Source organism: Bradyrhizobium manausense, assembly GCF_001440035.1.
Classification (GTDB): domain Bacteria; phylum Pseudomonadota; class Alphaproteobacteria; order Rhizobiales; family Xanthobacteraceae; genus Bradyrhizobium; species Bradyrhizobium manausense.
In genome coordinates this window covers 42846-55454 of record NZ_LJYG01000105.1, presented here as the reverse complement: position 1 = coordinate 55454, position 12609 = coordinate 42846, and the positions used below count along the sequence as shown (strand labels likewise).

The window sequence follows — 12609 nt, the reverse complement described above, 5'->3', positions numbered from 1 at the left end:
CACACGAACAGCCGCCATCGTGCCGGGACTTTCATCCCGCGCCTTACCGTCGTCATGGTCTTTCTCTCCAGGGATCTCGCGCCTGTCGATCGCGCGATTGCAACGGCTGCGACACCGCCAGCTGCGGCCTCACAGTCCTAGTCGCGATCCGAATAGGCCGGGTTCAACACATCAGGCTAGCGCCGGGCGGAAACGCGTCCGCTCTCGACGTCAAAGACTTCGCCGCCCGCGCCGATCTCGGCAAAGGCGGCCGGGTCCGCACCGGTCAGCCACACCTGCGCGCCGAGCTTGCGCAGCTCGTCGAACAGCGCGGCGCGCCTGTTGGGATCGAGATGGGCGACGACCTCGTCGAGCAGCAAAAGCGGCACGATGCCGGTCATCTCGGCGACCAGCGTCGCATGCGCGAGCACGAGGCCGATCAAGAGCGCCTTCTGCTCGCCGGTGGAGGCATCGCGCGCCGGCATGCCTTTCGGCGCGTAGATCACCTGCAGATCGGTCAGATGCGGACCTTCAGTGGTGCGGCCGGCGATGGCATCGCGCTGGCGGTTGTCGCGCAGGATCTGGCGATAGCGGTCCTCGACCGAGGTCGCCGTTTCCGTCAGCAGCGCGTTCTCCATCCAGCCGTCGAGCGCGATTTGCGCGGAAGGAAAAGCCGAGGCTTGCGCGCGCGCGTTGAGCATGCCGGTCAGGCGCGCCGCGGTCTGGCCGCGTGTTGCGGCGACCGCGACGGCAAGCTCGGCCGTCTCGCGCTCGATCGCGTCACACCAATGGTCGTCGTAATTGCGCGTCTCGAGCAGGCGGTTGCGCGAACGCAGCGAGCGTTCCAGCGCGTTGATGCGGCTGGAATGCTCGCTGTCGATCGCCAGCACCAGGCGGTCGAAGAAGCGCCGGCGCTCGGACGCGGCGCCCATGAACAGCCCATCCATCGCCGGCGTCAGCCACACCATGCGGATGTGATCGCCGAAGCTGGCCGCCGAGTTCACCGGCTCGCGGTCGATGCGGCAGCGCCTGATCACCGGGCTATCTGCGCGCGGCGGCTCGATGCCGGTGCCGAGCGTGGCGAGGCCCAGCGCGCCCTCGACCTGCGCGGAGACGGCCCAGGAGCCGTCGCCCTGGTTATCGGCGACATCCTCCAGCGTGGCGCGGCGCAGGCCGCGGCCCGGCGACAGGAACGAGATCGCCTCGATGCAATTGGTCTTGCCCGCCCCGTTCGGCCCGACTAGCGCCACCATGTCAGCCGCCGTCTCGAGCCCCGCCGCCCGATAGTTCCGAAAATGCGTCAGCGTCAGGCGATGGATGCGGGAGGTGGTCATGGTCATTCGTTATGGGCGCGCGCGCTCCCCTTGAGAGCATGCCGTAGGGTGGGCAAAAGGCGCGCTCTGCGCGCCGTGCCCACGTCTCGCGGCGATTCGTGCTGCTCGATGGTGGGCACGCTTTCACCTTCGCTCTTCGAGCTACGGCGCAGGCTTTGCCCACCCTACGGTTCCGATGGATGGTCGAGAGAACCCCCCTCACACCCGCATCGGCATCAGCACGTACAGCGCGCTCTTGTCGTCCTTGTCCTGCACCAGGGTCGGCGAGCCGGGGTCGGCCAACCTCAGCACCGCGACGTCGCCTTCGATCTGGGCGGCGATGTCGAGGAGATAGCGGGAGTTGAAGCCGATATCGAGCGCGTCGGAGGCGTATTCGACCTCGAGTTCTTCGGTTGCGCTCCCCGAGTCCGGATTGGTCACCGACAGCACCAGCTTGCCCGCCGACAGCGACAGTTTGACCGCGCGGCCGCGTTCGCTCGAAATCGTCGAAACGCGGTCGACCGCGTTCTCGAAATCCTTCTTGTCGACCACGAGTTCCTTGTCATTGCCTTGCGGAATGACGCGGCCGTAGTCGGGGAAGGTGCCGTCGATCAGCTTTGAGGTCAGCACGACATTGCCGATGGTGAAGCGGATCTTGGCCTGCGACAGCTCGATCGTCATCTCGGCTTCGGTGTCCTCGATCAGGCGCTGCACCTCGCCGACGGTCTTGCGCGGCACGATGACGCCGGGCATGCCCTCGGCGCCCTTGGGCTGGACGAGATCGAGCTGGGCGAGGCGGTGGCCGTCGGTGGCGACGCCGCGCAAGGTCGCGGCGGTCGCGGTGCCGGCGGCGTGCAGATAGATGCCGTTGAGGTAATAGCGCGTCTCTTCGGTCGAGATCGCGAACTGGGTGCGGTCGATCAGCCGCTTGACGTCCTTGGCGGCGAGATTGAACGAATGCGAGAGGTCGCCGGCGGCAAGGTCCGGGAAATCGTTCTCCGGCAGGGTCTGCAGCGTGAAGCGCGAGCGGCCGGCGCGGATCGCCAGCACCGCGCGGTCGCCGTCGGCCTCCAGCACGATCTGCGAACCATCCGGCAGCTTGCGCACGATGTCGTAGAACATGTGCGCCGGCACGGTGGTCGAGCCGGCGGTTGCGGTTTCCGCCGGCAGCGTCTCGGTCACCTCGAGGTCGAGGTCGGTCGCCTTCAGCGACAATTTCGCGTTCTCGGCGCGCACCAGCACGTTGCCCAGGATCGGAATCGTGTTGCGGCGCTCGACCACGCGATGGACATGGCCCAGTGATTTCAGGAGTTGCGCGCGTTCGACCGTAACCTTCATTGCACTACTCGCCCGATCCCCAAAGATGGAAAAAGCCGGGCGAAGGACAGCGCGCCGCGGCACCGAAGACCCTGGGAAGCCGGGTCATCGAGCCGATATGACCAAAGCCGTCAGGGTGGCGCAAGGTGGCGCGGATGGCCCCGGGATTCAAGGGATCGGGAGCCAGTTCCCCACGATTTACCCGCCAAAACAACGACCGCCGCCCAGGCATGGCCGGGCGGCGGGAGCATGTCAGGAGGCTTAGGCGTTTATTCCTGCAGCTGGCGCTTGAGCGACTCGACCTCCTCGGACAGCGCATTGTCCTTGGAGACCAGCGCCTCGATCTTGCGCACGGCGTGCAGCACCGTGGTGTGGTCGCGGCCGCCGAATCTGCGGCCGATTTCGGGGAGGGAGCGCAGGGTCAGCGTCTTGGCGAGGTACATCGCCACCTGGCGCGGACGCACCACATTGGCGGTGCGGCGCGAGGACAGCAGGTCGGAGCGGCTGACATTGTACTGCCGCGCCACCACGCGCTGGATGTCCTCGATCTTGATCCGCTTCGGCTCCGAGGGGCGGATCAGATCGCGCACCTCGCGCTCCGCCATCTCCAGCGTCACCGGCTGGTTGTTGAGTTTCGAGTGAGCAAGAAGCCGGTTGATCGCGCCTTCGAGGTCGCGGCCGTTATGGGTGATGGCGCGGGCCAGATAATGCAGCACCTCCTCCGGCACGTCGAAGGTCGCGTGATGGGTGCGGGCGGCTGCGACGCGCGACTTGAGGATGCCATGGCGCAACTCCTCGCCGAGCGAGCCCATCTCGACCACGAGGCCGCCGGCGAGGCGCGAGCGGACGCGATCGTCGAGGCTCTCGAGATCCGACGGCGGACGGTCGGCCGCGATCACGACCTGGCGGCCGGCATCGATCAGCGCATTCAGCGTGTGACAGAATTCGGCCTGGGTCGACTTGCCCTGCAGGAACTGGAGATCGTCGATGACGAGCACGTCGATGCCGCGCAGCGCTTCCTTGAAGGCAAGCGCCGTCTGCGTCTTCAGCGCGGCGACGAAGCCGTACATGAATTTTTCCGCGGTGAGATAAAGCACCTTGCGCTCATTGCCGGAATTGCCGGCCCAGGTCACCGCCTGGAGCAGATGCGTCTTGCCGAGCCCAACGCCGGCATGGATGTAGAGCGGGTTGAACATCACGGCGTCGCCGCGGCGGCCTTCGGCGACCTGACGCGCGGCCGCATGGGCCAGCGTGTTGGAGCGGCCGACGACGAAGCTTGCAAAGGTCAGGCGCGGATCGAGCGGCGAGCCGCCGAGCGCGTCATGATTGGCGGAAACGGGCGCGGTCGCGGTCGAGCGCAGCTCCGGCGCGGGGGCGCGGCGCGCCTCGACCGGCGCGGGCGCTTCCTTCGGCTGCACCACGGGACGCACCGCGGAACGGACGGTGAGATCGATGCGATGCACTTCCGGCATCTCGGCCTGCCAGCACGACAGCACGCGCTCGGCATAATGGGCCTGGATCCAGCTTTTCAGGAACCGCGTCGGCACCGACAGTCGCACGCTTTCGTCCTGCACGCCTTCCAGATCCATGCGCGCGAACCAGCTCGTATAGACGTCTTCGCCGACGTTCGAGCGCAGGCGATTCTTCACGCGCGACCAGCGATCCTGTTCCGAGTTCGTCATCATTTGAAAACTTTTCTTGAGAGATAAGGTTGCGTGGTGAGCGCCATGCAGAGTTCCTGCCATGCAGGGCGCGACCTCAAGCGAGTCCATCATTCGGGCATAGCTCGACCCTTCGGCGGAAGCGCCGCGGGTCAGACCAGCGATGTCGGAGATGGAGGGTTCGCGAGGTCAGCGCGTACTCGACGCGTCGTCGCAAATGGGAGGGTGGTCGGAGGACGGATTGGAAACGGCATCGTTGGACGATGAAGCGAAAGTCAATACCGCGTTGAATCCGTAGGCCATGATACCTCCCCGTCCTGCCGTGATCGCTCACGGCAAGGTCCTGCGTAAAAGAACCTCCGCGCTGTACTCAACTCGCGGATGTCCAGCCCGTCTGCTCGTGTCGTCCGTTCGGCCACGCCATCATGCGTGTCGGGGTAGTCTCAAGATGCCTCTCGTGTGATCTTGCACATGTGCGGGATCGAAAAGATCTCGCTTGGAGAGGTCAAGACAAAGAGCTACCGTTCCCATATTGCTACGGGTTTATCCGACTATCGCTTGTTGGAGCGTCGCCTACGTGCACACCGCCGCCGATTTGCACGCTCGCCTCGTTCTTAAACCGCGCTGGTCTGAAGATCGTGGGCGCCGCGAACGACTTAAGGAATACACTAAGCGGAAAGACTCGCAACGAAATTGATTCACACTCGAGGCATCAAAAAACTTGACCAGCGTTAACGCCGCGCACGAGTTGTTCACAGCCTTGAGACCAAGTTTTTGGATTCGTGCACAGATTCGAAAATCGCGCGTGTCATGTGACAGCGACGCCGCCGCCGCCAAAAAATTTTTACAAAATCGTCACGCGCGCGACGTGCAAGCGAATTTTCCAAATGCTTGTCGCCGCTATGTCGATAAGTGATTAGCGAGACACCGTTTTTTGAGTCTCGTTTCACAGGGTAACCCGAGCAGAAAACAGGTTCCGGTGAAACTACGGTGTGCAGAACCTTGCTTCGCGCGAATTCAATTTAGGCCCGCGCCGCAGTGGTTTTTCGCACCGCAGCGCAGCGCAATCAAAGGTTTCAGCTGTTGCAAAACAACGGCAGGTAAAACCACTGGCAGGTAAAACTACGGGCGCGGCATAGCGAAGCCGATGATACTCTTCCAACGCAAGATCGGTCGCGCAAAGACTGCAAGGGTGAATTGTAACAGGCAGCAAAAAGCCCGGCGCGAAAGCCGGGCTGATCGAGACTTGCGATATCTGCTTCAACCAATCGAATGACGCGATTGGCCTGGCGCGAACAAATCTACTTCGCGAGGATCATTTCGCGACCTTGCTTCGCGAGCTTACTTGGCGAGCTTGGCGATCTGCGCGGTGAGGCGCGAGACTTTGCGGCTGGCGTTGTTCTTGTGAATGATGTTGCGCTGGGCGGCGCGCATCAGCGCGGGCTCGGCAGCGGCCAGCGCCTTCGCAGCGGCGGCGCGGTCGCCGCTCTTGATGGCTTCTTCGACGGTACGCACGGCGCCGCGCATCTGGGTGCGGCGCGACTTGTTGACGGCAGTGCGACGGGCGATCTTGCGCGTCGCTTTCTTGGCGGAGGTGGTGTTGGCCATGGTCTCAATGTCCTTTGCGGGTACCGGTCGCGTCTTGGTCGGGTAGCGCCGGCAGCTTGACCGCGGAATCGACGCTCGGATTTAGGGTGTGCGGTTGCTGGGCCGTTCCCGGAACATGAGCGATGAGCCTTGCGGTCATCTCTGCGGCCCCAAAAGAGCCTGCAACTGCTCAAAGAACAGCGGCGGCAGGATTGCGCCCACCGCCAGTTGGCGCCCTTATAGAGGGGGTCTTTGGCACCGTCAACGCTTTAGGGGCTGGAAAAGCAGGCTTCCAGGCGTGCCAAAAGGGTCCGTAACGCTCTGATGAGGTTGAATTTCTGCCGTCTCTTGGCTATTGGCTGACGGCGTTTATCGCCGTCGTCCGATCGGGCGACCATATTGGGTGGGGTATGATCCGCGGCTTTTTCCGACTGATTGGCTTGCTGCTGCTGGCCGGCGGGTTCTTCTTCATGGTCTATGACGGCGCCCGCTGGGTGGCCGACCAGACCCTCCGCTTCACCCGGTTCGGCCAGTTCTGGAACGACATCAACCAGGCCAGCCAGTCCGCCTTCCGGACCTGGGTCGAGGCCAAGGCGCCCTGGCTCTGGACCTCGGTGATCCGCCTGGTGCTGGACCAGCCGGTTTTCGCCGTGCTCGGCCTGCTCGGCATCCTCCTGATGATCCTGTTCCGCCCGCGCAAGCCGCTGATCGGCTATTCCCGGGATTGAGCATCAATTCCCGCCGGGATTGATCTTTCAATTCCCGCCGGACGAGCTCGCAACGAGGGGCGGCGTAACAAGCCTGCGGCTGCTTGCGTAAAGACCTATATTCCCACGCAATCGCGAGCCCGCCGCCTGAGCACCTGGCTGATGCGCGCGCCAGCTCGTTTCTCGGAGATTCCATCATGCTGTTCATGCGCAAGTCCACCGCATTGCCTGATGCCGCTGAGGCGCTGCCCGGCCGTGCGCAGGCCATTCCCACCGCGAGCATCCATTTCGTCAATGGCAGCAAACTGAAGCCGCCCTATCCTGATGGCCTCGAGCAGGCCGTGTTCGGGCTCGGCTGCTTCTGGGGCGCCGAACGCAAATTCTGGGAGCTTGGCGAGGGCATCTATACGACCGCTGTCGGCTATGCCGGCGGTCACACGCCGAACCCGACCTATGAAGAGACCTGCTCGGGCCGCACCGGCCACACCGAAGTGGTGCTGGTCGTGTTCGATCCCAAGAAGATCTCTTACGAGAAGCTCTTGAAGACGTTCTGGGAGAACCACAACCCGACGCAGGGCATGCGCCAGGGCAACGATGTCGGCACACAATATCGGAGTGCGATCTATACGTATTCCGATGCGCAGAAGAAGGCCGCCGAGGAGTCCAAGGCGCTCTATCAGAAGGCGCTCAAGGCAAAGGGCTTGGGAGCCATCACCACCGAGATCGCGCCTGCGGGTCCGTTCTACTTTGCCGAGGATTATCATCAGCAATATCTGGCAAAGAACCCCGCCGGCTATTGCGGCCTCGGCGGCACCGGCGTGTCGTGTCCGATCGGTGTTGGCGTGAGTGCGTAGGCTTCCACCCTGTCATTCCGGGGCGCGCGCAAGCGCGACCCCGGAATCCAGAAATTGTAGCGCGAGTTCTCAGGTGCGCAATTGCGCACCATAGTTCGACGCTGACGCGTCGCCCCGGAATGACACCAAGTCGCTGGCGCCACGGGCCCTCAACGCTTTGTTAACCATACCGGGTGCATCACTGGACCTGTCTCGTTTTCAGGGATGGTCTGGTGCGGGTTCTGCGCGCGTTTCGATGGTCGATCCTGACAGTGTCCTTGGCAGCGTCCGCCGCGCTGACCCTGGGCGGCTGCATGCAGACCACAGGTCCGGTCGCTTACGTGCAGCCTCGCCCCGATCTCGACACCATGGCCTATGGCTCGCCCTACAGCGCGCCACATCCGGTCGCCGTTGCCAACAGCGGCGGCGGCGCCATCGATGCGCTCACGAATTCCTTTGCCTCGATGTCCGCACCCCTGCCGGTCGCCTATGGCGAACCGGTGATGGCTGCCCCGATCCGCTATGACACCTCCTATCACCTCGATGCCGGCGACAAGCTGCGTGTCGTGGTCTACGGCCAGGAAGGTCTCACCAACAGCTACGCCATCGATGCCGGCGGCTCCATCACCATGCCGCTGATCGGTGCGGTGCCGGCGCGTGGCCGCACCACGGCAGGCCTTGCCGGCGAGATCGGCGCGCGGCTGCGCAACGGCTATATTCGCGAGCCCTCGGTTGCTGTGGAGATCGAGTCCTACCGCCCGTTCTTCATCCTCGGCGAAGTCGCAGCGCCCGGCCAATATCCCTACGTGCCCAACATGACGGTCGAGAGCGCCGTCGCGATCGCCGGCGGTTTCTCGCCGCGCGCCAAACGCGACATGGTCACCGTGACCCACGCCGAAGCCGGCGGCGCCATGCGCGCCGTCGTGCCGCTCGGCACCCCCGTCAGCCCCGGCGACACCGTGTTCGTCGGCGAGCGCTGGTTTTGACGACGTACAGCGTACGTCGTCATCCCGGGGCGATGCGAAGCATCGAACCCGGGATCTCGAGATTCCGGGTCTGGTGCTAACGCACCATCCCGGAATGACGGCCAGGGTGTTGTTCGCTACTTCACAAGGTGCTTCGCGAAAAACGCCATGCTGCGCGGCCAGGCGATCTCGGAGCTGGTCTTGTCGTAGCTCGGCCGCTCGTCGCAATGGAAGCCGTGCTGGGCGCCAGGATAGATGAAGACCTCGACGTCGGGCCGCTTGGCCTTGACGGTCTCGACATCGGTGAGCGGAATGCCGGCATCCTTCTCGCCGAAATGCAGCTGGGTCGGCACCTTCGGCGTCTCATCGGCAAAGCGCACGACGGCGCCGCCGTAATAGCCGATCGCGGCCTTCAGGCCGTTGAGCCGCGTCGCAGCCACAAAGGCGATGCTGCCGCCAAGACAAAAGCCGATGATGCCGACCGGGCCGACATCCTTCACGGCGTCGATCGCGGCTTGCGTATCGCGCAGCATCGCCGCCCAATCCGGATTGGCGACGAATTTTCGCGCTTCCGCGATCTCGTCGGGCGTATAGCCGGACTGGAAGCCCGGCGACGTCCGGTCGAAGATCGACGGCGCGATCGCGACATAGCCCTCGCCGGCGAGACGGTCGCAGACCGAGCGGATGTGATGATTGACGCCGAAAATCTCCTGGATCACCACCACCGCGCCCTTCGGGCTGCCAGCGGGATCGGCGCGATAGGCGCCAAGCTGAAAATTGTCCGACGCCGTCAGTTTGATGTCTTGTCCCACGGGATGATCCTTGTTGTTTGTTGTTGCTTCGCAGCCGTCTCGTCCGTCACCTGTAGCCCGGATGGAGCGCAGCGCAATCCGGGGAAGTGGCTTGCGCTGGGACAAGGCCGGTCCCGATTTCGCTCCGCTCCATCCGGGCTACGATCTCAGTTGTTTCAGGCAACCACTCTCACTCCCACATCCAGTTGTCGCCATAATCCTCTTTCCATCCTGCCAGCCGGCCATGACGGAATTGCAGGAACAGGCGATGACGGGACGGCACCAGTCCGCTGCCACCGAGATCGCGAAGCGCCAGATAGATCTCGTTGCCGGGCCGTCCCTTGACGTATTGCAGGGGCTGTCCGAGCGCATGCGCGGTCTGATCTGCGTCCATCCCGAACGCCAGGGGCGTGTTGTTCGACAATGTGTCGACGAAGGGACGGCGCAGCGGTACGGTGCCGAGCGGCTCGGCCTGCACGGATGCTGCCATGATGAGAAGCGCTGCGCCCGCCGCCAAGATGACCCGCTTCATCGCCCGTATTCTCCTCTCGCCGTCTATGCCGGCAAGTTCTTCAGGAAAGGCAGCACGGCGTCAACAAAAGCCTTGGGCTGATCGATGTTGACGGCGTGTCCGGCCGCGGGGATCACGACCTTTTGTGCGCCCGGGATTTTTGCCGCCATGTAATCCGAGGCCGCCAGGAATGGCGTGTCATCGGCGCCGACCACGATCAGTGAGGGCACCTTGATGTCGGGCAGCAGCTCCATCACCGCGGCATCGCGCTGGGTCAGCATGCCGCGCGCGGAGAGCGCCAGCCCTCTGGCGTTGCGGTGGCTGGCGGTGGCGCGTTCGCGGGTTGCCGCTTTCAGCACAGCGAGACCTTCCTGGTCGAGCTTGTCGGCGGTGGCGAGCGCCCGTGCATTCCAGGCCTCGCGCGCGTCGTCTTTCTTGAAGCCCGGACCGGTGTCGATGATCAGCAGCGCGCGCGTGCGCGTGGGATGGGCGCGATAGAACGCAAGCGACATGTAGCCGCCGAGCGACAACCCGCCGATGATGGCGCACTCGGCGCCGACGACATCGAGGATCGCAGCGATGTCGCCGACAGTCAGCGCCTCGCTATAGGCCTTGGGATCGTCAGGATAATCTGCCTGGCCGTGACCGCGCATGTCCCACAGCACGAGCTTGTGGTCTTTCGCCAGCGCCTCGACCTGGCCATGCCACATCGCCGAGGTCGAGGAATAGCCATGGGTGAGCAGCAGCGGCGGCCCGTCGCCATGTACTTCGTAATAGATGCCGACGCCGTCCCGATCGATCCTTGGCATTGTTTCCGCCCTTTGTTGTCCTTGTCCGCGAGCCCGGAATCGTAGAGTGGGTAAAAGCGCACTTGCGCCGTGCCCGCCACCTGTCTCCGATTGCAACGGATGGTGGGCACGCTTGGCTTTGCCCACCCTACGACACTGTCTCGTTCTCTGCATGCTAGCCCGCAAGGTTACTTCGCGGAAACCGTCGCGATCGCGATGCATGTACACCTCGCGCGCCGCTTGTTGCGTCCAGCCGCTAACTTCAGCGCCGTTGTCGCAACGCACAACACGTGACTGCCTGGTTGGTTTCGATCGATTCCAAATTGCATTTGCCTCCGTCCACGAACGCGATCATTCTTGCGCGCAAGGCGGGGGCCAGCCCGGTGGGCGTCCGTCGATCAAGTTGCCGCCGTAAGCGGCTTCATGCACCGGCAGGGGAAGACGCCTATGCCAACGCTCACGATCAACGGGCGGAGTATGTCCGTGGATGCGGCAAACGACACGCCGCTCCTTTGGGCCATCCGCGAACAATTGCAGATGACCGGCACGAAATTCGGCTGCGGTGCCGGCCTGTGCGGTGCCTGCACCGTGCACGTCAACGGCGAAGCCGTGCGGTCGTGCCAGACCATGGTTGGCGATGTCGCCGGCAAGAAGATCACCACCATCGAAGGTCTGTCCGCCAAGGGCGATCATCCCTTGCAGAAGGCATGGATCGCCGAGCAGGTGCCGCAATGCGGTTACTGCCAGTCGGGGCAGATCATGCAGGCGGCTTCGCTGCTGGCGAAGAATTCCAATCCGACCAAGGAAGAGGTCGTGGCGCATATGGACGGCAATCTCTGCCGTTGCATGACCTATTCGCGGATCCAGAAGGCCATCATGCGCGCCGCCACCGAGATGCGCACTGCATCCGCCGCCGGCAACGAGCGGAGGCCCACATGAACAAGCACGTGAAGACCATCACACCAGAGACATCGGATCTCAGCCGCCGCTCCTTCCTGGTCGGCACCGCCGCAACCGGCCTCGTGCTCGGCTATGCCGGCGTGCCCGGTATCGGCGACGCGCTGGCTGCCGCGCCCGCCAATTTCGAGCCGAGCGTCTGGTATTCGATCTCGCCGGATGGCTTGGTCACCGTGACCTGCGGCAAGGCCGACATGGGCCAGCACATCGCCTCCACCATGGCGCAGATCGTCTGCGAAGAGTTGGGTGCGAAGTGGAGCGACATGCGGGTCAATCTCGCCTCCAACGATCCGAAGTTCAACGATCCGGTGCTCGGTGCGCAAATCACCGGCGGCAGCTGGTCGACCATGATGAACTTCGACGCGATGAGCCGGGCGGGCGCCGCCGGGCGCATGGCGCTGACGGAAGGCGCGGCCGCGGCCATGGGCGTGCCGGCTTCTGAGCTCACGGTGCGCGATTCCATGATCTCGCACGCGAAGTCGAAGAAGCAGATGTCCTTCGCCGACATCGTCAAGAGCGGCAAGGCAACGAAGACCTTCACGCCCGACGAGCTGAAGGCGATCAAGCTGAAGACACCTGATCAATACACCATGATCGGCGTGTCGGTGCCGCAGATCGACATTCCCTCCAAGACCAACGGCACCGCCAAATACGGCATCGACGTGATGATTCCGGGCATGGCCTATGGCGCGATCGTCACGCCGCCGGTGCGCTACGGTGCCACGGTGAAATCGGTCGACGACTCCGCCGCGAAGTCCGTGCCGGGCTTCATCAAGGCCGTCATCCTCGACGACAAGACCCAGACGACGACGGGCTGGGTGGTCGCGGTCGCCGGCACCTATGCCAACGCCAAGAAGGCCGCGGCGGCGCTGAAGATCAGCTATGACGGCGGTCCGAACGCAAAGCTGTCGAGCCAGTCGTTGCTTGACGAAGCCAAGCGGCTTCAGGGGCTCGACGATTCCGGCCAGTTCTTCGTCAAGGACGGCGACGTCGCAGCCGCGCTCGGCTCGGCGGCCAAGGTGCTGGAGGCGGAGTACACCACCAGCATCAACATCCACGCGCCGATGGAGCCGATGAACGCCACCGCGGAGTTCAAGGGCGACATCCTGCACATCTATTCCGGCAATCAGTTCGCGACGCGCTCCGGCGCGATCGCGGCGGGCGCTGCCGGGATCGATCCGAAGTTCGTGGTGATGCACC

General features: G+C 63.9%; 12 protein-coding genes. 5 read left to right on the top strand and 7 right to left on the bottom strand.

Features of this window, described 5'->3' with window-relative positions:
* Nucleotides 1-176: 176 nt before the first annotated feature.
* From recF to rpsT, 4 genes are all read right to left on the bottom strand, one after another.
* Nucleotides 177-1313 (bottom strand): DNA replication/repair protein RecF, encoded by a 1137-nt coding sequence (recF, locus tag AOQ71_RS29080; RefSeq protein ID WP_057754146.1) that lies wholly within the window; start codon nucleotides 1311-1313, stop codon nucleotides 177-179.
* A 198-nt stretch (nucleotides 1314-1511) separates the two neighbouring features.
* Nucleotides 1512-2630: a DNA polymerase III subunit beta gene (gene dnaN, locus AOQ71_RS29075; protein WP_057754036.1), complete on the bottom strand. Its 1119-nt coding sequence runs from the start codon at nucleotides 2628-2630 to the stop codon at nucleotides 1512-1514.
* 248 nt (nucleotides 2631-2878) lie between these two features.
* Nucleotides 2879-4291: a chromosomal replication initiator protein DnaA gene (gene dnaA / locus AOQ71_RS29070; RefSeq protein WP_057754144.1), complete on the bottom strand. Its 1413-nt coding sequence runs from the start codon at nucleotides 4289-4291 to the stop codon at nucleotides 2879-2881.
* A 1320-nt stretch (nucleotides 4292-5611) separates the two neighbouring features.
* Nucleotides 5612-5878: a 30S ribosomal protein S20 gene (gene rpsT / locus AOQ71_RS29065; RefSeq protein WP_057754033.1), complete on the bottom strand. Its 267-nt coding sequence runs from the start codon at nucleotides 5876-5878 to the stop codon at nucleotides 5612-5614.
* A 389-nt stretch (nucleotides 5879-6267) separates the two neighbouring features.
* Between rpsT and AOQ71_RS29060 the strand changes: the two genes are divergently transcribed.
* The 3 genes from AOQ71_RS29060 (at nucleotide 6268) to AOQ71_RS29050 (ending at nucleotide 8383) form a co-directional block, all read left to right on the top strand.
* Nucleotides 6268-6585, top strand: a complete 318-nt coding sequence (locus tag AOQ71_RS29060; RefSeq protein ID WP_057754029.1) for a hypothetical protein — start codon at nucleotides 6268-6270, stop codon at nucleotides 6583-6585.
* Between the two features lie 176 nt (nucleotides 6586-6761).
* Complete coding sequence (gene msrA, locus AOQ71_RS29055) at nucleotides 6762-7418, top strand: peptide-methionine (S)-S-oxide reductase MsrA (protein WP_057754026.1); 657 nt, start codon at nucleotides 6762-6764, stop codon at nucleotides 7416-7418.
* 212 nt (nucleotides 7419-7630) lie between these two features.
* Nucleotides 7631-8383, top strand: a complete 753-nt coding sequence (locus tag AOQ71_RS29050) for a polysaccharide biosynthesis/export family protein (RefSeq protein WP_057754023.1) — start codon at nucleotides 7631-7633, stop codon at nucleotides 8381-8383.
* 116 nt (nucleotides 8384-8499) lie between these two features.
* On the opposite strand, the gene AOQ71_RS29045 is transcribed toward AOQ71_RS29050, so the two are convergent.
* The 3 genes from AOQ71_RS29045 to AOQ71_RS29035 all read right to left on the bottom strand — a co-directional run bounded on the left by AOQ71_RS29045 (nucleotide 8500) and on the right by AOQ71_RS29035 (nucleotide 10473).
* Nucleotides 8500-9174 (bottom strand): dienelactone hydrolase family protein, encoded by a 675-nt coding sequence (locus AOQ71_RS29045; RefSeq protein ID WP_057754020.1) that lies wholly within the window; start codon nucleotides 9172-9174, stop codon nucleotides 8500-8502.
* Between the two features lie 169 nt (nucleotides 9175-9343).
* A complete protein-coding gene (locus AOQ71_RS29040) occupies nucleotides 9344-9685 on the bottom strand; it encodes a hypothetical protein (protein ID WP_057754017.1) in 342 nt (113 codons plus the stop codon).
* Nucleotides 9686-9708: 23 nt separating this feature from the next.
* On the bottom strand, nucleotides 9709-10473 hold the full coding sequence (locus AOQ71_RS29035) for an alpha/beta fold hydrolase (protein WP_057754014.1): 765 nt from the start codon (nucleotides 10471-10473) through the stop codon (nucleotides 9709-9711).
* A gap of 426 nt (nucleotides 10474-10899) precedes the next feature.
* Between AOQ71_RS29035 and AOQ71_RS29030 the strand changes: the two genes are divergently transcribed.
* On the top strand, nucleotides 10900-11391 hold the full coding sequence (locus tag AOQ71_RS29030; RefSeq protein ID WP_057754010.1) for a (2Fe-2S)-binding protein: 492 nt from the start codon (nucleotides 10900-10902) through the stop codon (nucleotides 11389-11391).
* Nucleotides 11388-12609: molybdopterin cofactor-binding domain-containing protein (locus AOQ71_RS48775; RefSeq protein ID WP_245317236.1), on the top strand; the 1222-nt coding region annotated here is incomplete at its 3' end. The genes AOQ71_RS29030 and AOQ71_RS48775, both read left to right, overlap by 4 nt.

Excerpts from the sequence above, each read along its gene's own strand:
- recF (WP_057754146.1), bottom strand. The coding sequence starts at position 1,313 with ATGACCACCTCCCGCATCCATCGCCTGACGCTGACGCATTTTCGGAAC.
- dnaN (WP_057754036.1), bottom strand. The coding sequence starts at position 2,630 with ATGAAGGTTACGGTCGAACGCGCGCAACTCCTGAAATCACTGGGCCAT.
- dnaA (WP_057754144.1), bottom strand. The coding sequence starts at position 4,291 with ATGACGAACTCGGAACAGGATCGCTGGTCGCGCGTGAAGAATCGCCTG.
- rpsT (WP_057754033.1), bottom strand. The coding sequence starts at position 5,878 with ATGGCCAACACCACCTCCGCCAAGAAAGCGACGCGCAAGATCGCCCGT.
- AOQ71_RS29060 (WP_057754029.1), top strand. The coding sequence starts at position 6,268 with ATGATCCGCGGCTTTTTCCGACTGATTGGCTTGCTGCTGCTGGCCGGC.
- msrA (WP_057754026.1), top strand. The coding sequence starts at position 6,762 with ATGCTGTTCATGCGCAAGTCCACCGCATTGCCTGATGCCGCTGAGGCG.
- AOQ71_RS29040 (WP_057754017.1), bottom strand. The coding sequence starts at position 9,685 with ATGAAGCGGGTCATCTTGGCGGCGGGCGCAGCGCTTCTCATCATGGCA.
- AOQ71_RS29035 (WP_057754014.1), bottom strand. The coding sequence starts at position 10,473 with ATGCCAAGGATCGATCGGGACGGCGTCGGCATCTATTACGAAGTACAT.
- AOQ71_RS29030 (WP_057754010.1), top strand. The coding sequence starts at position 10,900 with ATGCCAACGCTCACGATCAACGGGCGGAGTATGTCCGTGGATGCGGCA.